General features: G+C 42.6%; 15 protein-coding genes and 1 pseudogene. 13 read left to right on the top strand and 3 right to left on the bottom strand.

Annotation, left to right across the window (positions count from 1 at the left end):
* The first annotated feature begins 194 nt into the window (after positions 1-194).
* The 4 genes and pseudogenes from PLL47_RS02990 to PLL47_RS02975 all read left to right on the top strand — a co-directional run.
* Entirely contained in the window at positions 195-2,522 is a 2,328-nt protein-coding gene (locus tag PLL47_RS02990) for a DUF3160 domain-containing protein (protein ID WP_324444634.1), read from the top strand.
* A 545-nt stretch (positions 2,523-3,067) separates the two neighbouring features.
* The gene (locus PLL47_RS02985; RefSeq protein ID WP_324444633.1) at positions 3,068-5,974 is read left to right on the top strand and encodes a PGF-pre-PGF domain-containing protein; all 2,907 of its coding nucleotides are present in this window, start codon (positions 3,068-3,070) and stop codon (positions 5,972-5,974) included.
* Between the two features lie 994 nt (positions 5,975-6,968).
* Positions 6,969-9,143, top strand: a complete 2,175-nt coding sequence (locus PLL47_RS02980) for a PGF-pre-PGF domain-containing protein (RefSeq protein ID WP_324444631.1) — start codon at positions 6,969-6,971, stop codon at positions 9,141-9,143.
* Positions 9,144-9,182: 39 nt separating this feature from the next.
* Positions 9,183-9,704 (top strand): annotated as a pseudogene (locus tag PLL47_RS02975) (DUF3160 domain-containing protein); the annotation flags it as partial.
* A gap of 255 nt (positions 9,705-9,959) precedes the next feature.
* On the opposite strand, the gene PLL47_RS02970 reads toward PLL47_RS02975, so the two are convergent.
* Positions 9,960-11,468 (bottom strand): alpha/beta hydrolase family protein, encoded by a 1,509-nt coding sequence (locus PLL47_RS02970; RefSeq protein ID WP_324444629.1) that lies wholly within the window; start codon positions 11,466-11,468, stop codon positions 9,960-9,962.
* Positions 11,469-11,520: 52 nt separating this feature from the next.
* Between PLL47_RS02970 and PLL47_RS02965 the strand changes: the two genes are divergently transcribed.
* Positions 11,521-12,447, top strand: a complete 927-nt coding sequence (locus tag PLL47_RS02965; protein WP_324444627.1) for a DMT family transporter — start codon at positions 11,521-11,523, stop codon at positions 12,445-12,447.
* Positions 12,448-12,597: 150 nt separating this feature from the next.
* On the opposite strand, the gene PLL47_RS02960 is transcribed toward PLL47_RS02965, so the two are convergent.
* Positions 12,598-13,155 (bottom strand): hypothetical protein, encoded by a 558-nt coding sequence (locus PLL47_RS02960; protein WP_324444625.1) that lies wholly within the window; start codon positions 13,153-13,155, stop codon positions 12,598-12,600.
* 300 nt (positions 13,156-13,455) lie between these two features.
* Here PLL47_RS02960 and PLL47_RS02955 point away from each other — a divergent pair, with 300 nt between their 5' ends.
* Entirely contained in the window at positions 13,456-14,262 is an 807-nt protein-coding gene (locus PLL47_RS02955) for a DUF7847 domain-containing protein (RefSeq protein ID WP_324444623.1), read from the top strand.
* A gap of 102 nt (positions 14,263-14,364) precedes the next feature.
* On the opposite strand, the gene PLL47_RS02950 is transcribed toward PLL47_RS02955, so the two are convergent.
* On the bottom strand, positions 14,365-15,273 hold the full coding sequence (locus PLL47_RS02950; RefSeq protein WP_324444621.1) for a TIGR00269 family protein: 909 nt from the start codon (positions 15,271-15,273) through the stop codon (positions 14,365-14,367).
* 273 nt (positions 15,274-15,546) lie between these two features.
* Here PLL47_RS02950 and PLL47_RS02945 point away from each other — a divergent pair, with 273 nt between their 5' ends.
* From PLL47_RS02945 to PLL47_RS02915, 7 genes are all read left to right on the top strand, one after another.
* Positions 15,547-16,257, top strand: a complete 711-nt coding sequence (locus PLL47_RS02945) for a pirin family protein (protein ID WP_324444619.1) — start codon at positions 15,547-15,549, stop codon at positions 16,255-16,257.
* A gap of 1,014 nt (positions 16,258-17,271) precedes the next feature.
* On the top strand, positions 17,272-18,669 hold the full coding sequence (locus tag PLL47_RS02940) for a tripartite tricarboxylate transporter permease (RefSeq protein WP_324444617.1): 1,398 nt from the start codon (positions 17,272-17,274) through the stop codon (positions 18,667-18,669).
* 24 nt (positions 18,670-18,693) lie between these two features.
* A complete protein-coding gene (locus tag PLL47_RS02935) occupies positions 18,694-18,861 on the top strand; it encodes a hypothetical protein (RefSeq protein WP_324444615.1) in 168 nt (55 codons plus the stop codon).
* 171 nt (positions 18,862-19,032) lie between these two features.
* Positions 19,033-19,533, top strand: coding sequence for a PASTA domain-containing protein (locus PLL47_RS02930; protein ID WP_324444613.1), 501 nt, complete (start codon positions 19,033-19,035; stop codon positions 19,531-19,533).
* A 21-nt stretch (positions 19,534-19,554) separates the two neighbouring features.
* Positions 19,555-19,716 (top strand): hypothetical protein, encoded by a 162-nt coding sequence (locus PLL47_RS02925; protein WP_324444611.1) that lies wholly within the window; start codon positions 19,555-19,557, stop codon positions 19,714-19,716.
* 99 nt (positions 19,717-19,815) lie between these two features.
* Positions 19,816-20,691, top strand: a complete 876-nt coding sequence (locus PLL47_RS02920; protein WP_324444609.1) for a tetratricopeptide repeat protein — start codon at positions 19,816-19,818, stop codon at positions 20,689-20,691.
* 246 nt (positions 20,692-20,937) lie between these two features.
* A complete protein-coding gene (locus PLL47_RS02915; RefSeq protein WP_324444607.1) occupies positions 20,938-21,513 on the top strand; it encodes a tetratricopeptide repeat protein in 576 nt (191 codons plus the stop codon).
* Positions 21,514-21,573 lie beyond the last annotated feature (60 nt).

Genomic DNA, 21,573 nt, shown 5'->3' with positions numbered 1-21,573 from the left:
TTCTTTGCATAACCAGAGATCCGCTTCTATTAAGTTCAGGAGCTGTAACTGCAATATTCATGATTTTGTTATTCAAGATCGACCCGTTTAGCCCTCACGAATAACAGGAAAAAGGGCGTCTCTTTTTTTATATGTAAAAAATCAATTATTTTTACGTTGACTTCTTTTTTACTGGTTTTGCCCGAGGTATAGTAATGGACCGAAGAATCAGATTGGCATCAGTTTACCTGATGGTTTTGCTCTTTGTTTTTTTTGCGGGCTGTTCTGATCAGAATTCAGAGCAGGACGCAGGCGGCTACGCCGCAGATATACTCAAAACAGAAGCCTTAACTTACTCTGGGTTTCTGGGTCAGGGCGCCTCCCTGCCGATAAACTACAGCCTGGAAGCCCTGGATGTCGAGTTAAAAGTGCCTTCTTATGAGCTGCCCCTGGAAGAGGATGAAATATCAAATTATGAAACCTTTTCCGGTAAAGTTCCTCTTAAAGGGTCTGATCTTGAAGTTCTGCAAAATAACGGTTTTGTGGTAGTAGAAAACCCCTACAACCCTGCAGAAGAGGATATAACCTCAATGTATGTGACCCTCAAAGAAGATGAAATTCCTGTTTTTATTACCACGGATTCCCTTCTGCACCTATATCATATCCAGTTTGATGAGACCCTGCGTCAGATAGAAGAAAACGAGTTTTATGATGCTATATGGGAGACCGACCTTGCTCTGATGAATGCCTCGGTCGAAGAATACAACAGCTCTTCAGGGGAAGAAAAGGAAGCCGCAAGGAGAAATGCAGCTTACTTTGCAGTTGCACTGAGCCTGCTCCAGCCGAAACCCTCACAGGTACAGGCGGCAGAAGAATCCTACGACTTTGTTGATGAGGGTCTTTTCCCTGCAGGTTCGGCAGAAAAATACCAGTTTGAGATTCCTTCATTTGTAAAGGAAGATGTTGAAGCAGAACTTGCCCTGATAGAATCACACGAAGGCTTTGCCGTTTCTCCGATTTTCCTGTATGAGGAAGATTATTCCCAGTACATACCGAGAGGTCATTACACCCGTTCCGAAAAACTGCAGAATTACTTCAAAGCCTTCATGTGGCACGGCAGAATGAGCATGCTTCTGAAAGGCGAACTGATAAAATCCGAAGACCCTGCAAAGGATGCACGGATCCAGACAATTCAGGCAAGCCTGATCTCTTCCCAGCTAGAAAAAGAGCCTGAGCTTCTTGAAAACTGGGACAGGATCTATGGGGTAACGGCTTTTTATGTGGGCTTTTCCGACGATCTCGGGCCTTATGAATATATGGAAGCCATGGACTTGGTCTTCGGAAGTGAAGACAGGGAATTTAATGAAACGGCAATAGAAGAAATGAAAACTGTGCTTGCCGAATACCAGAGCCCGCAGATTTACGGCGGCACAGGGAACTGTGTTCTGGAACCGCCTTTCACGCCTGAACAGGCTGACGAATGCCTGGAAAATACCAAAGGTTTCAGGTTCATGGGGCAGCGCTTCATCCCTGACTCTTATGTTTTCTCAAATATGGTGGGAGCCTATACGGGTGAATACCAGGGAGAAAAGGAAGAGCCTTTCACTTTAGTCATCTCGGGGGCAGGAAGACCTATCCGCGGTTTCCCGCGCGGGCTTGACACAATGGCTCTCCTGGGTTCGGAAAGGGCTGTTTACTGGCTTGACGAATTGAATGATTCCAGTTACGAAAATTACAGTGTAAAGTATGGAGAACTTGATTCGGAGTTTTCAAACTTTAGCACAGCTGACTGGAATAGAAACCTTTACTGGTCCTGGCTTTATTCTCTCCAGCCCCTCCTGAAGGAATATGAAAACGGATATCCGACATTCATGCAAACCACTGCATGGCAGGATAAGGAACTGAGCACTTCACTGGCGTCCTGGACAGAACTGAGGCACGATACTATTCTCTATGCCAAACAGAGTTATACAGTACTTGAGGAGTCTGCAATGGAACCGCCTGAAGAAAAGCCTTTTGTGGGATATGTAGAGCCAGTTCCGGACTTTTACGCCAGGCTTCTTGCCCTGACGAAAATGACAAATCGGGGTCTGGACGAAATGGGCGTGCTTGACCCGGTTTCGAAATCAAGGCTTGCTGAGCTTGAAAGCATTCTTTCAAGGCTTCAGGCAATTTCAGAAAAGGAACTCGAAAATGAAGAGTTGACAGAAGAAGATTACGAGTTTATCAAGAACTTTGGAAGCCAGCTTGAAGGCGTCATAGCCGATGTCGATGAGAAAGCCAGAAAAACCACAGTGGTGGCTGATGTCCATACAGACGCAAATACGGAAGCCGTCCTCGAAGAGGGAGTTGGATATGTGGATATGATCATAGTTGCGTATAAGCTTCCTGACGGCAGAATCCTTATAGGGGCCGGACCCGTGATGAGTTATTACGAGTTCAAACAGCCCATGGACGAACGCCTGACTGATGAGAAATGGAGAGAAATGCTGGAGGAAAAACCGCCTGAGAGGCCGGAGTGGTCTTACACATACATTTCTTAATTTTTTTCTCAACTTTAGTCTAATTTTTTCTCAACTTCATTTTAATTTTTTCTATTTTCATTTCTTTCAGATGCCTTCTCATTAATTATGTTTCACATATTACACAATCAATCTATACGCAACCAAGCAACTTAAATTTGAATGCTTGAGTTACTACTATCTCTATCTTTTTAAATTCAATAATTATTGAATTCATTATAGGGCACAACACTTAGTTATAAATATTACAATGTCGTATTATGACTGTTTTCTTTATTTTATTTAGTGTACGGATTATTGTTCAAAACCAGACTGAATTTTTATTTTAATGTTGAAATTTCTGGTAAAGAAGTGCTTTTGAACATATTATAGTCTAAAAAAGATCCAACAAAACACACAGATCCATACAGGACTACACTTCCAGGACAGCAATAGAATTACAGCGGATTTCAGGGAGAATACCCCCCTCTCAAGTTATCAAAAAGTTTCATTTCAATTCAAAAAAGGAGGCTCTTAATCGCTATGTAAGTTAAAAACGGTTTTTTCATTAAAGAGGTCTGATCACAATGAAATTTAGTAAGTTAAAACCATATGTAAAATATGGACTATTTCTACTATTTGTATTAAGTCTGGCTGGTACTGCGTATGCAGATGCAAACCAGCTTGTATATTATAACTGGTGTGAAGATACTGGAAATACCATAATTGACAATTCGGGACATGGAAACAACGGCATAAATTACGGCAGTACAGCCTTTATTCTGCCAACCGGACAGACGGCAAGACATTTTAACGGCCAGAACAGAATAACAATACCTGAAAATGAGCAGCTGACATTTACCGATCCGCATATAACATTCGGGGTCTTTTTCAGTTATAATTGCAGCAATCCGACCAATTGTACATATCTGGTTTCTAAAGGCAATAACACATGCAGTATTCTCATTGACCATACGAATTCGACGATAATATATGAAATTTATGCAGATGGTCATACTATTTCTGGTTACAGTGAATGCCAGATAGAACCTTATGAGGATTATGAAGCTATTGTAACATATGACGGTTCTCACGCCCAATTATATATCAATGGAATTGCCAGCGGAAAAGGCGTAGATTATACAGCAACTGTTTTAGGTTCCAGCTATGACACAAACAGCTGGACAATAGGATCGTCCTCTGATTCTTCATACGGGCTGGACGGGACAATATATGCTTTTTATGCGTACAACAGGACACTGAATTCATCTGAAATCCTGGATTTGTATGTAAACGATATCCACAGTATAAGGGACTCAAATAGACCGGGGGGCATTGCTCTATCCTGGGATGATACAGGACATATCGATACATGTTATAAATATCTGTCAATATTTCAGAAGTATAATGCTGCATGCACTATTAACGTAAATAAAATAAGCAATAGAGAGATACCCACGCAGACTTTAGTAGACGAACTGAATGCACTTCATTCCGCCGGGTGGGAAATAGCTGCTCACGGGTATAATCACACCAACTCAAGATTGTTTCTAATAAATAATACTTCTGCAGAATGGCTGGACCAGGAAATCTACCCGAACATCGTGGAAATTACCTGTTATGGTTATCCTGTTTATACTCTGGCATACCCCTATTCGGACAGGACTACAGACAGTGATAATATAGCTGCCCCTTATTTCCGGACGCTTAGAACAGGGGTACCCGATGTTATAAATAATAATGTAAATGAAACGCCACTGGCTTATTACGATTGGGATAATGACCGACTTCTGTATGGTGTTGAAATAGATGAACATACTGATACCAGCCTGCAGTCTATCGAATCTGGAATTGACTATGCAATAGCAACAGACAAAGTGCTGGTGTTATACGGGCATACAATTACTCCAAACGTTACTGACAGATATCAAGTATCAACAGCAAGACTGGATGAAATTCTAAACTATACCAGCCAGCATGGTGGAGTATTTTATCGCATGGGAGATCTGGGAAATTCGTCCTGGGTGCGGCCTGCCAGGTTCTCTAATGTGACTGCAAATTACACAGTTTCTGCAAATAATATATTTGCCGGGAAAAATGTGACCTTTACGGATTACAGCTCCAACCAGACCGTCGAGCTGCTTGACTTTGGAGACGGTTCACCTGTTAGCACTACTGCAAATGTTACTCATGTGTATACAACTCCAGGAACTTATGCGGCTAATCTGACGGTAACAAATGACGTTTCCAGCGATTCGATGCTTCAGACAATCACTGTTGTTGAGCCGGCAACTCCGATTGCCAATTTCACCAGTAATTGCACAAAGGGACATCAGCCGCTGAGTGTAGCATTCACGGACACGTCAACCGGAGTTAGAACATCCTGGGTGTGGGACTTTGGAGACGGAAATACCTCAAAACTCCAGAATCCGGAACATGAATATTCTGCTGTGGGAAGTTATTCTGTCACGCTGACCGTGTCAAACGAAGAAGGATCAAACCAGACTCGAAAAGAAAATTATATTACAGTACTTCCCCAGCCTCCCTCGGCTGATTTCTACTCTGATGTAAAATCAGGAAATGCCCCCTTAAAGGTTCAGTTTTGCGACACCAGTACCGGGGCTCCAGTTTCCTGGAACTGGGACTTCGGAGATGGTTCTACTTCAACCGAGCAGAACCCGGTGCATACTTATTACAAGGCAGGAACCTTTAATGTCAACCTTGTAGTGGGCAACGCAGGAGGAACTTCTTCAAAAACCGCTTCAATAACTGTAGAAGAAGATGATGACGATGGAGGAAGCAACGGCGGCAGCGGTGGCGGCGGTGGCGGAGGCGGTTCTCCAGAACCTGCAAAAAACGTTGAGGTAAAGGAACTTTCCCAGGTATTCATCTCGAACGGAAACCATGTAAACTTTAAATTCCCTAAGAATGCCACTGCTGTTGTTGATTTGAGCTTTGATGCAAAGAAGACAGCTGGAAAAACAACAACTATTGTTGAAATGCTGAAAAATAAATCCACCCTTACCCCGGAAGCACCCCAGGGAGAGGTTTACAGATATCTGAATATCTGGGTTGGAAACGAAGGATATGCAACTGAAAAGAATGTAGAAAATGCGGCTGTATCTTTCAGGGTAAAAAAATCCTGGATAGGGGATAAAGACATTGACCAGTCTTCGATTATCCTGAACAGGTACAGTGACAAAAAATGGAATGAACTTCCGACCACTCTGCTCGGAGGAGATGACAGATATCTGTATTTTATCTCGGAAACTCCGGGATTCTCGCCATTTGCAATTACGGCAAAAAAAATTGTGATTGAAAAGATGCCTGATAATGAGGAACAAAATGGAAATATTGAGTCTGTTGTTGAAAAGGAGTCTGAGCAGAAAGAAAACACAAGCATATCCCAGAAAGAAAGTTTAAAAACGCCCGGATTTGAAATAATTTATTGTATTATCGGGCTGTTTGGAGTTTTCCGGTATAAAAGAAGATAGAATTGAATAAATAGCAATTAGATGGCAGGAATAACCGGTAATGCCATCTAATTTTTACCTATTTTAAAAAGGTTAAGTTTCAGGGTAAGCGGGGATAAGAGAGAAAAACAAGACAGTAAACATTTCTGCCGATTTATTCATATCTTATTATTAATTTTCAGGAATCAAACGTATAAGCGATATAAACTGAGTGATTTATTTCATACTTTTAATCCCTATAATTTGTTAAAAATCTTTTTCTTTATACTTACATTCGTTCCAGATGTTTTGTATATGACATTCAAACTGGATAAATATTTATACTAAGTTTAAGGTAGTTATAGTTAAGTAAAAAATTAAAAACTTCCAGGTGTAAATCTCTCAAGTGTAAATAATACATATAAACTTTGATAGTTACCTCCACAGGCGTAATTTTTCACAAGTTCACATGCCCGAATCAGTCGAATGATGTTGATTTTGACTGCACTAAGAAATATGATTGCAGACTGATATGAAACAGATGAACGCCGTCGAAAGAAAGAACGCCATCAATAGTCAGCCAGGATACAGTATCAATTCTCCTGAATTTTCCCATTTGACATCAAAAATATGGCTATTGATACTCTTTCCCAGGGGGAAGCAATTACAAAAAATTTTCACTTAACCTGATAATTCACAGGGGATATTGAAACAAAGGTTTCAAGGAAAAAAAGCTGATTCCTGAAATGTTTGCTTATCTTTCTGCTCAGGGATACTTATGTAAGATTTGGAGAAAGCAAGGTGTTCCCTCAGACTCTTTAGTGGACGTACACTGGATCTTCTGAGTCCAGGTTTGTGATCTAATCTCCAGTTTAAATATTAGATTTTCAGGATTTGTACAGTTGAATTGAGGAACTGTTAAAATGTGAATTCAAGATGCAGATGATCTATGGTGATAGAGTTGTTTAATCGGATGTTAAAGCTCTTTTTTATTACAGTCTTCTTAATACTTACATGTCTTCCTGTTGCTTTATGCATGACACCTGCACCGGTAGTCTACGTTGCGGGAGATGGAAGCGGTGATTTCAACTGTTCTGGTGATAACGATCAGGTACAGATTAACGAGGCCCTTACATACGTTGCCGAAAACGCGGAATATACAACAGTATATCTCAAGGGGCCTTTTACATATATCATAGATGATACTCTTCAGATTGGCAGCAACACAACTCTTGAAGGGGATTCCAATGCAACAATAAAGCTTGCCAGTAGTGCTGGCTGGTCATCCGATAAACCATTAATTAAGGGAAAAAGTTCAGGCAGTAATGGCATTACCATACGCGGTTTCACCATTGATGGAAACCGGGAAGGTAATACAAATGTGGTTAGTGGAGATGGCTACTACACTCTTATCCACCTGAGCAGTTGTCAGAATATAAATGTGTATAATATGAATCTTACCAATAACCACGGGGACGGCTTAAGGGCTGACAATTGTTCTAACATAAAATTCCATGATAATGAAGCATACTTACTGGGACATGATGTTTTATATGCCATTGTCTGTTCAAACGTGGAAGCCTTCAACAACACAATAACCTGCAGAACGAACAGCGGACTGAGATTATACAATACAAACCATGCAAGTTTCTACAATAATACCATTACCTCCAGAGGTTCCGGGGGTGCAGGAATCGAAATCCAGAAGGAGGGGTCAGATTCCTCAATGGATGATATTGAGATATACAATAACATAATACACGACACTGCACTGTCAGGAATTCTGGTTTTCGGATCAGGGAATTATTCAACGTCTTCAGTAAATGTCCACATCCACCATAACCAGATCTATGATACCGGCACTAATTCAGGCAGCGAAATAGTAGGCGGAATCCTGTCCGAAGGGTTCAATTTGCTCATTGAAAACAACGTGATTGATGGGGCATACGGGAGCGGGATTGCACAGAAAGAAACGTATTATCTGTCTCCTGAAGGTTCAGGATACGTGATGACAGTCAAAAATAACATAATAACGAATACACGAGGATCAAAAGCAGAAGAAGGATATGGAATATACAACCAGCTCACAAACACACACTCTTTTGTCCTGCAGAATAATTCTTTATATAACAACTCGGGAGGCAACTATAAAAATGTTCAGGCATCTCCCTGGGATATAACAGAAGATCCCCTTTACGCAGACCGGGACAATCATGACTATCACCTGAAGTCAAAAGTGGGCCGCTGGGATGGGAGCAGCTGGGTAAATGATAACATAAGTTCCCCTTGCATCGATGCAGGAGACCCTTTATCGGATTATTCTAATGAGCCGGAACCAAACGGAAACAGGATCGACATAGGTCCGTATGGAAATACGGTGTATGCCTCAAAATCGGAATTTGAAGTGCTGGATAATAGCAGTGAAAACAACAATGACAGTGATGAAGATGACAGCGATGAAGACGACAGTGAGGAACAGGATGGAGGAAGCAGCCACAGCAGCGGTGGTGGCGGCGGTGGTGGTGGTTCACCTGAGCCTGCAAAGAACGTTGAAGTAAAGGAACTCTGCCAGGTCTTCATCACCAATGGGAAGCCCATACAGTTTAATTTCACCAAGAATGCAACCTGCGTTGTGTATCTGGGCTTTGATGCAAAGAAGACCGCTGGCAAAACCACAACCATTGTCGAGCAGTTGAAAAACAAATCCACGCTCACATCTACCCTGACTGAAGGAGAGGTATACAGGTACTTCAATGTCTGGGTAGGAAACAGCGGGTTTGCAAGCTCAGAGAACATAGAAAATCCTGTTATCTGCTTTAAGGTTGAAAAATCCTGGCTGCAGGACAAAAATATCGACCAGGCCTCCATCACCCTGAACAGGTACAGCAACAAAACATGGGAACAGATGCCTGTCAGCCTGTCAGAGGAAGATGATAGATATCTCTATTTGACATCCAGCGTTTCAGGTTATTCATTTTTTGCAATATCAGGCCGGGTTACAGAAAAAGAAAATATAACTGAAATACTTCCCGAGCCTGACACTCAGGAGTTTGAACAGAAAAATGAAAGTACGGGATCTGAAATTAAAACAGAACCTGAACACACAGAAAACACAGATATTCATGAGAAAGAAAACATAAGTATGCCCGGATTTGAAATGATTTACTGCGTTATCGGGCTGCTTGGAGTGTTCCTGTATAAAAGAAGATAAATTAATTTGATTCGGTTAAGAGACGAAGTGTCAATTCTAACTGCTGAGCAGGCCGATGAACTCCTTGAAGATACAAAAGGTTTCAGGTTCATGGGGCAGCGTTTTATTCCGGATTCTTACATATTCTCAAGGCTCACCGGACCTTATACGAAAGAGTATACAGGGAATCAGGAACAGTTGCCCTTTACCTATATAGATTCCGAATTCGGAAACAACAGGGGCTTCCCTCGCGGGCTTGACGCGATGGCCCTCCTGGGGTCGGAAAGGGCTGTTTACTGGCTTGACGAACTGAACGATTCCAGTTATAAGAATTATAGCATTCAGTATAATAAGCTGGACTCTGAATTTTCTAACTTCAGTGTAGCTGACTGGAACAGAAACCTTTACTGGTCCTGGCTTTATTCCCTCCAGCCCCTCCTGAATGACTACGGCTCAGGTTATCCTACTTTTATGCAGACCGATGCCTGGCAGGATAAAGAATTAAGCACTTCTCTCTCCTCATGGACCGAACTGAGGCACGATACAATTCTATACGCCAAGCAAAGCTATGCAATAGAGGAAGAACTTCCTTTTTTCAGGAGAGAAATGCTTGAGGCAAACCCGCCGGAGAGGCCGGAGTGGATTTCAACATACAGGGCTTAACGCCCTGAAAAACAATTGTCTACTCTGATAACCTGTTCCGTCTGTCATGGTTCCGTCTGTCATAGAACTTCTCTGCAGGTAGCCTGTTACAGCCTCCGAAAAAAATAATGAAAGGAGGCTGCTTTCCTTCATAGAGCATGACAGAAAGATACGGCTTTTCTAATGCTTACATCTTCATTGTTTGTCTTCCAAATCAGATGTGTGTTCAGAAACCCAGTCCCCTATCAGTTCCAGAGCCGCTGGTGAAATAGTTTCATTAATTCTTGCATATTCAGATGGTGATCCTGTTTCGGCGGTCTGGAATAAGTGGTTGAGTCCTGGAAGTTCTTTTACCGTATAATCCCTGTTTCCCCCTGCTTTAAGGGCTTCCTCTATTGCCTGCAGATTTTCTTCAGGCGGCACCTGAAGGTCTTTTTCGCCGTTTATCGCAAGTACAGGGCATTTTACCTTCATCAGGGTAGGGGCGGGGTCGTATGTAAGGAAAAAGCGCATCCAGGGCGAGATAAGGTTCTGAACCTGAGCATTAACCTGAGCTTCAAGGGCTTCTTCAGAGTAACCTGAACTCTTTTTCTCTTCTTCGCTCATGTTTTCCATCTCATCCATTATAAGCTTCTGAAGTTTCTCTGCGGCTAAGGTATCATTTTGTTCCTCTTTTACCACAGAGTATATGCTTTTCATAAGAGCCTCATTCCGGGCTATTGTTTCATTATCTACCCCTTCTGCCCTGGAAATAAGGTCACTCTGGAGGTACAGAATCTCTTCCCCTGTGATGCCCGGACCCGCCATCATCACAATAAATGCAACATCAGGAGATTCCACCGCCACTATAGGAGCAATTAAGCCTCCTTCGCTATGCCCTATCAGCCCTATCCGGGCAGTGTCTATCTCTTCGCGGCTTTTAAGGTACTCAATTCCGGCAACTACATCTCCCGCAAAATCTTCTGTGGTGGCCTGCGAGAAGTTTCCTGTAGATCCTCCAGCACCCCGGTCATCGACCCTCAACACGGCAATTCCCCTGCGCGTCAGATAATCCGAGAGTACGAGGAATGGGCGGTGTCCCAGGATTTCTTCGTCACGGTTCTGCTGGCCGGAGCCGGATATCAAAATTACTGCCGGAAACGGACCTTCAGACTTCGGAATCGTTAACGTGCCTGCAAGCTTTATTCCTGCCTCTTCATTTTCGTAAGAGACTTCCTCTTCGCTGTAAGGGTAGGGTTTTACAGGGTCCTGTTCTCTTCGAGTGTCAGGAGTTTCATTAATCCGAGAAAGCACAAGAGGAAAAGATAATCCGGATTGTTTCCATTCCCCTTCGATTGTATTTCCGTCCTCTTTAAGTGTCCCGTCAAAGGTACCACTTATGGATTTTATCCCCAGGTGCAGATTTCCGTCTTTATAAGTGATAAGATCTACAGGTATTCCTTTTGCCCCCTGGTCAATGCTGTCCATTGTCACATTAACGGAACCATCAGAACTGGTAGAAATGTTAAATAAGAGCCTTATCTCCATTCCGCCCTGGACCTTAAGAGTGCCAAGCCAGAGCCCTTCTATTTCTTCAATAGCCGAATTGTCGGCAGCTGAATCATTATTAACATCTTCATAAGATTCGGTCGGCCTGGAGGCGCATCCGGAACCAGCTGCGATAACAGCCAGTAAAAATAAATAAACTACAATTTTAGTATCCATAAAGTCTCTGACTCAACAACTTATTTAAATGTATCAGGCTTTTTACTGCCTTATGTTCCAGGTTAAAAATGGTCCTCATCTGGCAGTACTGCTTGGTTGTATTCTCTACGGGATGACCGGCTTATTTCTTGCCAGTATTCATAACCTGCCCATAACTTCAGTAATATTTTACCGCCTTCTTTTCGGGCTTATTTTTATTTTCACTTTTCTTCTGGCAACAAACAGGCTTGGAGAACTGAAACCCGGAAAAAGAAAGTTTCGCCTGCTCTTGCAGGGCATTTTTATTATGGTAAACATGTTTTTTTATTTCCTTTGTGTAAAAGAGACCTGTTTCTCCATAGCCATCCTGCTTGAATATACTGCTCCTGTATATGTGATGCTGGCTTCACCTTTTCTTTTGAAAGAAAAAGTCGGAAAGGAGAGTATTGCAGCTCTTTTTCTCGCAATTTCAGGTGTTTATCTGGTGATCCGGCCGGAAGGAGGGTTTGGGAGCCTTGAATTTTCTGGAAGCCGTTTGATAGGAATCGCATCCGGACTCTTTGCAGGCATGGTCCTTGCAGTTATAATCATGAACGTGAGAGTCCTGAAAAGAGACCATTCAGAATTTGCAATCGCCTTCTGGGGTACTGCTATTAGCTGCCTCTTAATGCTGCCTTTTGCTTTTGAGACTTCATTATCTTTTCTTGCCCCTAACCTGTTCATTCTGGTTGTTTTCGGGATAGTTTCCGTGGGCATAGGAGGAATTTTAACGACCATCGGGTATGCAAACCTTCAATCTCAAACAGGAAGCCTCCTTGCTTTAATTGAGCCGGTTGCAGGTGTTTTTTTTGATCTGGTATTCCTCGGAGTTACTCTTTCAGCAGGCACACTTGCAGGATGTATTCTTGTGCTCACCGCAGCCGTAATTGTAAGTTATAATGGCTCTTCAAAATCTTCTGTGGCTTGCGCTGATTATCTGGAAAACGCGGAAAGTTACTGAATACTGGAAAATGCAAAAAATCGGATTATGGAGATAATATCGACAAAAAAACAGTAAGCAGAAAGAAACATGCGAGATTCTTCCTTCAGTCCCCGAATACATCAAACAACTGATTCGAGCCCATTAATTTTCTACTTGATCTCTTCAATTTCATGATGTGTGGGCATCCTCAATCTCAAACCTGACCCCGCGCCTTTTAAGTTCTTTTATAATCTCTTCCATAAACACCCCGGGTTCCTGGGCATGGCTGTGGTGGAACTCCTTTGATTTTCCGGGTTCGCCGCCGACGCTTGTTATTCTGACTCCGCAGGAAGGGCTTTTCGGGACGCCGATGATCCTGATATTTATGCCGTTTGCTGCGAGGTCTTCAAGCATGTCTGCAAGCGGGGTGAAGATTTCTCTGCAGAAGCGCCTGTAGGAGGGGTGGTCGAGCTGATCTTTGGTCACTTCCCTGCGCCTCATTCCCAGGTACATCGATTCCGGGCAGGGGAGCTGGATCACGTTTGCGCTTTTTGTGTCAACAGGGGAAGCTGGCTTTACTCCTTTCACTCTAGCAAGAGGGTTAAGAAGGCAGTGCCCGAGCACAAGTATTTCTTTTGGCATATTGTCAATTTCGGATTTATCCGGGACCGTATATCTCCTGGAGTTTTCGGATGCTGAGGAGCTATTCGGGACTGCATGGGAGTTGTAGTTTTCCAGCTTTTTCATGTGATCGCCTGCTGCTTATATTATTTGTCGTCACTGTTTTTATCTGTTCCGAAACAAGAGATTTTATATTTATCCTCTACATATGTATCCCAAAAATAGGATATGTGAGCCTGCAAACGAGCCCTATTTTTGCAGCCAGTCAGGACATGGCTGCAGAGGGAGTGCAGAGCCGCTGCCTTTTGAATTGGAAGGTCGTGTCACATGTATGAAGATTTTGGAACAATACTGAATAGAGGGTTCAAGACCTGGGTTAGAAATCTAAATATTTGTATTCCATATGTCCTGAATTTTTTTGTTAGTTTGATTCTTTATATCTTTTTCTTCGGCTTAATAGCTGCCCTGCTATTTACTTCGGGATCGGGAAGCGGAATCGATCCTGCTACACTTTCTGATGAGGAACTTTACTCAATATTATGGAATGGATTTACCAGTAATATCCCTGGCTCAATAGCTTTGATTCTTGCTTTTTCCCTTTTTGGCATGTTCCTGCAGTCCTTTTTCACAGCAGGGGCAATCGGGATGGCAAAAAAAGCTTCCGAGACCGGAGACACTGTTTTCTCCGATATGTTCAGATCAGGTTCTAAAAACGGCTTCAGGCTTTTCCTTACAAACCTGATGCTCGCCCTGCTATTTCTTGCAGGCATTGTATTTGTCGTTCCTGGAGCCCTGGCAATAGGGGATCTGAAAAGCCTGATAGAAAGTCCCGAGATGCCTGTAGAAGGTATAGGAGTACTTGGCATAGGAATCCTGTTCTGGACAATCTATTTACTGGTCTTAAATATCGTACTTTCCATTGCCCCTTATGCCCTCGTAATTGACGAACTGGACCCTCTTGATGCTCTAAAAACAGGTTACAGGTTTTTCAAGGAGAATAAGCTCGACGTTTTCTTCATCTGGATAATTTCTGTTGGGCTTGCTTTCGTCAACGGCCTTATAAGCGAAGTTCTGGGCACTCAAAGCATTCTTATTTCGGGCATTACGTACTTTGTGCCTATATTCATACTGCAGCCTCTTACTGCCGTACTGTGGACCCGGCTCTATCTGGTAGGGGAGAACAGAGAGCTCTATAACCCTTATGACCTTCTTTCTGACCCCGAAGGGTTTTAAAGACCCAGAGCTTAAGACCCTGAAAAGCCCTGAAAAATTCTGAAATCTACTTTTTTCTTTTCTTTGATTTTTTCCTTTTTACTTAATTTCAGTTCTGCCTTTTCATTTCCTTCCCAGCAGTTTACACGCCTGGCAGATATCTTCAGTGCAGGTATCCCCGCATATCCTGCATTTTTCTATTTTTGCTGGAGGGAGTTCCTTTGCCAGGGCTCCGACAAGCTTGTCAAATCCCCGAAGCAGGGAATATTTGGTGCCCGGATGCTTTGTTTCAAAGCCGTTTAAAAATTCCCTTATTTCTCCCCTGAGGGCTTCTCCGGCATACGGGCATTCGCTGAAGTCTACGGGCAGGGAATTTATAAGGGCGTAGAGTGCGACTTCTTTTTCAGGGATATTCCGCAGGGGCTTTGCCCGCATTACAAGGCCTTCCACTGCTGCAGGAGGTGCGAGCCTGACCATGCGCTCCATATCTCCCCTGAAATGGTTAAGAAGAATGGTCTGAGCTTCATCGTCCAGGTTATGCCCTGTAACCAGTTTCGTTGCGCCTATTTCAAGCGCTACCCTGTTGAGGATGCTTTTTCTGAGGACGCCGCAGTAGCTGCATGTGCCTTTTTCGCGGTCCATCACAGCCAGTTCGTCCATGGTTGTGCCGTGTTCGTCTTTAAATGACCTTATGATATGCCGGACTCCGAGTTTTTCCGTAAGCTTTTTTGCAAGCTCAAGGGAATGAGGGCGGTATCCATGTATCCCTTCGTCAACTGAAATTGCCACGATCTGAATATCAGGCCTGTTCCCCAGGATCTTATGCATAACATAAAGAGCGACCGAGCTGTCCTTTCCCCCGCTCAGAGCAACGGCTATTACATCATTTTTCTTGATACTGTAATCTCTCCGGACTGTAAGCTTGATTTTCCTTTCAACGTCTTCTATAAAATGCCTTTTACAGAGATGCATACCGGAGTATTTTTGAAAAATAATAGCTTCATGGTTACATTTTTTACATTTAATTGTCATTTGAAATCCTTTTGAAGTCCTTTTTTACTTTTTGCTGATTATCTGAAAAAAAACAGGAATCTCAGCTGCAACAGGCTCCTTTAGGAAAGGGAGTGCTCGTATATATTGTTTTTTACGTGCATTCCGTTGAAGCCTGATTATTTTTTCCTCATCAGGAGACCCCTCTAACTATGTTACTGAACTATGTTTCCAAAGGTATATCCTTTTCAGCAATCAAACCTTACTTATTATTCAAGTACTCAAATAATTACATGGGAAGAGAGGGGACCTTTTATGATAAGAATTATTCCGGCAGAAGTCAGGCATCTTGAGGATTCGGGCTGGCTGAAGAGTTACATGCTTTTTTCTTTTTCAAACTATTACGATCCTGATAATGTCCAGTTCGGAAGCCTGCGCGCTTTTAACGATGATACTGTACAGCCAGGCAGGGGGTTTTCAACTCACCCTCACTCCGAGATGGAAATTATATCGGTTGTGCTTGAAGGTGAGATTACGCATGAAGACGATATGGGAAACAGGGGTGCCCTCGGAAAAGGGGAAGTACAGTGCATTACAGCAGGTAGAGGCATACTTCATTCCGAAGTGAATAAAGGAAAAGAAGCTCTCCATTTTTACCAGATATGGATTTTGCCTTCCATACGCGGTCTTGAGCCTTCTTATTCGCAGAAAAAGTTTGAGGAATCTGAATGGCAAAACCGTTTGCTTCCGATCGCATCAGGCCAGGGATTTGAGAACGCCCTGAAGATAAACGCCGATGCAACAATCTACCGGAGCAGTCTCGACAAAGGACATGTTATCCATTTTAATATGCAGGATAACCGCAGGGCTTTCATTTACATTTCTGCCGGTGAGCTCTCTGTTAACGGGCAGAGAATAGGGCAGGGGGATCAGGCCCGCATTGAACTTGAGCAGGCAATCCATATGGAGTCTGCCTCTTCATGCACGCCTGCGGAATTTATTCTTATTGATGTTTCTTCTTATTGATGTTTCCCGGCAGGAGGAAGTGATATAATGGAGGATCATTCAGGCAGGGTAGAATATGGGGAGGAAGAATTTTAAAAAGCGAAAAGACCGTTTGAAGAATAGAGTGGAAGTGGGGGTAAAAACAGTTTTAGAGAGGGATTTGCCCCACACTTCTCTATTGCTTCTGATATCCGTGAGACCGGTTGAGGAATGGCGAACCTCATTCCGGCCTCCTTTCCCGAAACCTCTCCGAACCCTGACCGAGGAATGGCAAAAAACCTCGAGTCAGCCTCATGAGGGTGGGGTTCCGGGCTGTCCAGAGCAGAAATGAGGAATGGCGAACCTCATTTGCCCTGCTGTTTTTGCTAAATGCTCTCATGAACCCCATTCAATATTAGCATTTAGGACTACATCCTATAGTATAACTGTTAGATATAAAACATAAATGGAAATGATTTTTCTTTTTCTTTGATGTGAACAAAAGCTTTCAAATTTTTTAAGCGGCTTATCGAGCCAGTAAACTATAATTGTTTCCTTTGACAGGTTTATGAATCCTGCCTGCTGCAGGGAAGCTCTTTGTTTGTTGAAATAGCTTCATTTCAACGGAAAGCTATTTATATAATCAGATTTAAAAATTCTTGCTTAAAATTTAAACTCTAATAAAGTTTACTTTAGTTTTCGTATTTCTCTTTATGTTTTTATCCTGTTCCCATTTACTTGACTTCATCTATTCTCTCTACTTAATCTATTCACTCTCTTTGTATTTATTATTTCTGTTATATTTTTATTTGCTATTTATATATTATTTGTATTTATTATCTATCCCGCTTTCAAGCTTATTCTTTCTGTCACTTTTCTTTCTTATTCATTCCGGCAATCTTATTTTTTTCAGTTTAGGATAAACGCTTTAAAGCTTTAATTTCTCTATAGAATAAATTTTTTCACATAACGAAGCTAAGTATTAATACTTTAAATGTAAACTATTTTGAGAAGTTTAAGCGGTACTGGATAAATTACATCACGGAGTATCGTAGAATGGAAGATGTTTCTCTATTCCTGCTTTTTTTATCTGTTCTCGCAGGCTATCTGCTTGGCATAGTTTCAGGGCTGTTGCCTGGCATTCATTCAAATAATTTTGCGCTGGCACTTGTAGCTTTTTCACCTCTTCTGGCTGAGAGAGGAGTTGCCCCACTTTATATTGCTATTATGATCCTATCAAATGCAATATCGCAAACTTTTCACGACGTTATCCCTTCTGTGTTTTTAGGCGCACCCGAAGCAGACACGGCGCTTGCAGTACTTCCCGGGCACAGGCTCTTACTCGAAGGCGCAGGTGCAGAGGCTGTGCGCCTCTCTGCTCTGGGGAGTGCGGGATCTGTGGTTGCGTCCATGCTCTTTGTACTGCCTTTTTCTCTCTTTTTCGGGGCTGTTTATCCTTATCTGCAGGATAATATGGCATTGATTCTGATTGTGATTGCATTTATTATGATTGCGAGCGAGAAAGGAGGAGAAGAAAAAGAGGAAGGGCAGCAGACTTTGCCTGCAAAATACAAATATAAAGCCATGGCACTCTTTCTGTTTCTTATCACAGGAGTTCTGGGGCTTTTTTCTTTTTCCAGAGAGGACCTTCTGATCCCTGTAATTAAGTTCGGAGAAGCTTCCATCCTTCTTCCTCTTCTGAGCGGGCTTTTTGGGGCATCCCAGCTCATAATAAGCCTCCTCACAAAATCTGAAATCCCTGAAGAATCTGTTTCAAAATTTGAACTTTCCCGAAAAAGGGTACTGAGAGGTGTTTTTACCGGGAGTGCAGCAGGTTCCCTTGTTGCCTGGCTGCCTGGTCTTTCCTCTGCCATTGCTGCCCTTCTGGTGGGGCTTTTTGTAAGGTCTGATTTCGACAGGCGGTTCATAAAAAAGGAAACATCCGAACCTGTCCTCGGAGAGAGAAAGTCCTCTCTTTATACTGACTCCCGTTCGAATCACCAGACTCTTGAAAGCTCCAAGGAGTTTATGGTTTCTATTTCCGGAGTGAATACCTCAAATGCTATATTCGGGCTTGTGGCTCTTCTTGTTATAGGAAGGACCCGAAGCGGGGCAACGGTTGCCATAAATGAGATACTGGGTGTCGAGTCTCTCGGTTTTCAGGTAATACTGCTCTTTTTTACCGCTATACTCCTGACTGCCTTGTTTTCTTACTTTTCCACGGTCTGGATAGGGAATAATGCCCATCATATGCTCAGAAAGCTCGACTACACCAAACTCTGCATCGGGGTACTTGTGGGGCTTACAATAATGTCTTTCCTTTTTACAGGGCTTTTCGGGCTCTTCATATTCATTATTTCCATTCCAATAGGTATGCTCCCGTCTTTTATGAATATCAGAAAATCTCATGCAATGGGAGTGATTCTGCTGCCTGTAATCCTTTACTTCCTTTAAGAAATATGTTTTTTGGAAAAGGTCATGGATACAGTAAGTCTCGATGCAGGACGAAGTTCTTGCGGACGACAGGATATAGGAAGAAAAATCGGGCAGGAAGTAATCCAGTCTGCTGTTTCCTTAAACTTCACTGATGTACAAAATATAAAACTTAAAATGTATTGGGTTGAAATTGTAAAGAGAATTAACTGATGGATTGAGTGAAAATTCAGGAGCAAAAAAGAGTTTAATAGAACAAAATGCAGGTAAGTTAAAAGAGAACAGCTAAATGTCAATAAAGAATCAAAGCTGAAAACTGATTGAGAATAAAAAGATAATCGCGTTTATCACATACCTGATTAAATCTAAAGGGGTTTACGACTTATGGATGTACAACTTGAAAAGCGTTTGATAGAGCTCAGGGCAGAATACGAAAACGGGCAGAAGTTCCTTAAAGACATTGAATTAAAACTTGCAGAACTCGAGAACAGGAAGAAAATCCTGGGCGAAACCCTTCTAAGGATCAGTGGGGCAATTGAGTTGCTTGAAGAACTGCTTGGAGAAAGCGCAGGTGTTCAGGGACAGGAAATAAAAGCAGGCTCCATAACTCCTGAAGGAGATATTGAGGTTCCAAATGTGATAAGGCAGCCCATTGAAAAGGCCAGAAAGACTCTGGAAGAGGCAGGGCTTTCAGCAGGAGAGGTAACTGAACAAAAAGGGATCTTGCCTATAGGGGTTATTGTGGGAGAAGTGCTCAGGCAGAACCCAAAGCCGGGGACAAAACTGCCGGCAGGATCAGCCGTAAACCTGGTAGTTGCATCTAAAGGTAAGTTTTTACCCCCTGACAGAAAATCTTCATGCAGATCTTTTTCCGACCGCGGCTGAAAAAGTAAGAAGGGCTTTAAGATGCAGGCTTATCCCTCCAGTACAGAGGATTACCTGAAAGAACTCCGGCAGCACTATAGAGCAGCGATTTCAGCTCTTGATGCCATGGAGCATGCAGAAAGTCTCTCATCCCTGAGACTCTACCTGCAAAAATTTATGAAAGAATCAGAATATGTTTCATAGGCTTTATGGAGCAGAACTAACAAAAAGTCAGGGGAATATCTGAGGGAAGTACTTTACATAAAAAATAATTCTCCTTTTTCCCCTGCTGCTTTTTCAGGAATGAAAAAAGCGCTTAAAGAAATAGAAAAGGCGGTTTTTTCATACAACCCCGGGACAAAAACCTTGGTTGCTAATGAAAATAAGCATGAGATCATGCCCCTTTTTCTTGCTCTCAGGGATCTTTATGCGTCCCTACCTTTCTTCGACGAACTCAAAGCCTGTACTGAAATGCTTGAAAAAGATCCTGAGAATGCCACCGCGCTCTTTCAGAAATCCTTACTTCTTTATAAAGCAAGAAGATTTGAAGCCTCCCTGCAGCTTATAGAGCAGGTGATTGCAATAGTCCCTGATGACTTCAGGGTCTGGTACAACAGGGGTGTAATCCTTTCGGAAATGGGCCTGCTTGAAGAATCAGTGGATGCTTACAGCAGGGCAATTGAGCTTGAACCGGCTTTTGAGATTGCATGGGATAACAAAGGAGTGGTGCTTGCAGGGCTTGGAAGATTTGAAGAAGCTCTTGAAGCCTATGAAAAAGTGCTCCTGAGAAACCCGAAATATGCAGAAGCCCTGGCAGGAAAAGGTTCAGTCCTTTCCGCTCTTGATCGGAAAGAAGAAGCCCTTGAAGCATATAATTCAGCTCTCAAAATAAGGCCTGATTACCTTGAAGCCCTGAAAGCTGCAGGAAACCTGCTTTTCAAGCTGGGAAGGCCTGAGGAAGCTCTTGCAGCATATAACAGGGCTCTTCAGGCTGTACCGGAAGATCCTGGAATTCTTGCATGCAGAGGGCTTGTCCTTTCTGAAATGAACCGACAGGATGAAGCCCTGAAGAGCTGTAATAGGGCACTTGAATTGAAGCCTGGCTTTTCTCCTGCGCTTGATATCAAGGTCGAAATTCTTTCGAGAATTGGCCGCCAGAAAGCCAGAGAATCCCAATAATACTTTCTTTACAAACAGCTGTGTTTTCTGCATAAACCGGTTTTAGCAAAAATAATTTCTCTGAATAAGCATTTTTTGCGTAAAGCTGTGTTTATTCAGTGAGACTCAAATCAGAAAAAGTATATCTTGTTTGAAACGAAAGTGCTCAATACCTGATTTTCCGGTTTCATGCATAAATCCTGAAAATCTGGTATGGAAGACGATTCCTAAACGGGTCCGAACAGATCTTTACCGGAGGATTCCAGAATGACAGAGGAAAATAATACTGCAGAAAACACTGAGGCAAAGCAAAAGGAGCTGGAAGCGGCAGAAAAAACCGACGAAATCAAGGACCCCGTGCAGCTCCTTATATCAGCAGGTGAAACTGATAATTACGAGAACAAACTCAGGCTTTACGATAAAGCCTTAAATCTGGACCCCCGGTACTTTGATGCCTGGCTGCAGAAAGGTTTTGTCCTGGACAGGCTGGGGAGATCCAGAGAAGCACTGGACTGTTATAATAGAGCTCTCGAAATCGTACCTGAGCATCCGGGAATAAAGTGCCTCAAGGGTTTTGCCTACAGCAATTTAAAGGATTATGAAAAAGCTATAGAATGCTATGATGAGGTCCTTAAAGTCAATTCCGAGGATATTTTTTCCCTGTACCAGAAAGGCTCAGTTCTGGAAAATCTTGGAAGGTACGGAGAGGCTATGGCAGCTTACGACAGGGCTCTGGAAATAGACCCTGCTGATGTCCTTATCAGAGAAAAAAAGATGAAACTTTTAGGGCTTATATATAAAAAAGGAACTCTGGTAGATTCGCCGGACATCGACTTTAACTGAGACTCAGGAATCAAAAATCAGGAATCAAAAATCAGGAATCAAAAATCAGGAATCAAAAAT

It is taken from the genome of Methanosarcina sp., assembly GCF_035390745.1.
Lineage (GTDB): Archaea > Halobacteriota > Methanosarcinia > Methanosarcinales > Methanosarcinaceae > Methanosarcina.
This window is presented reverse-complemented; position numbering and strand designations above follow the sequence as displayed.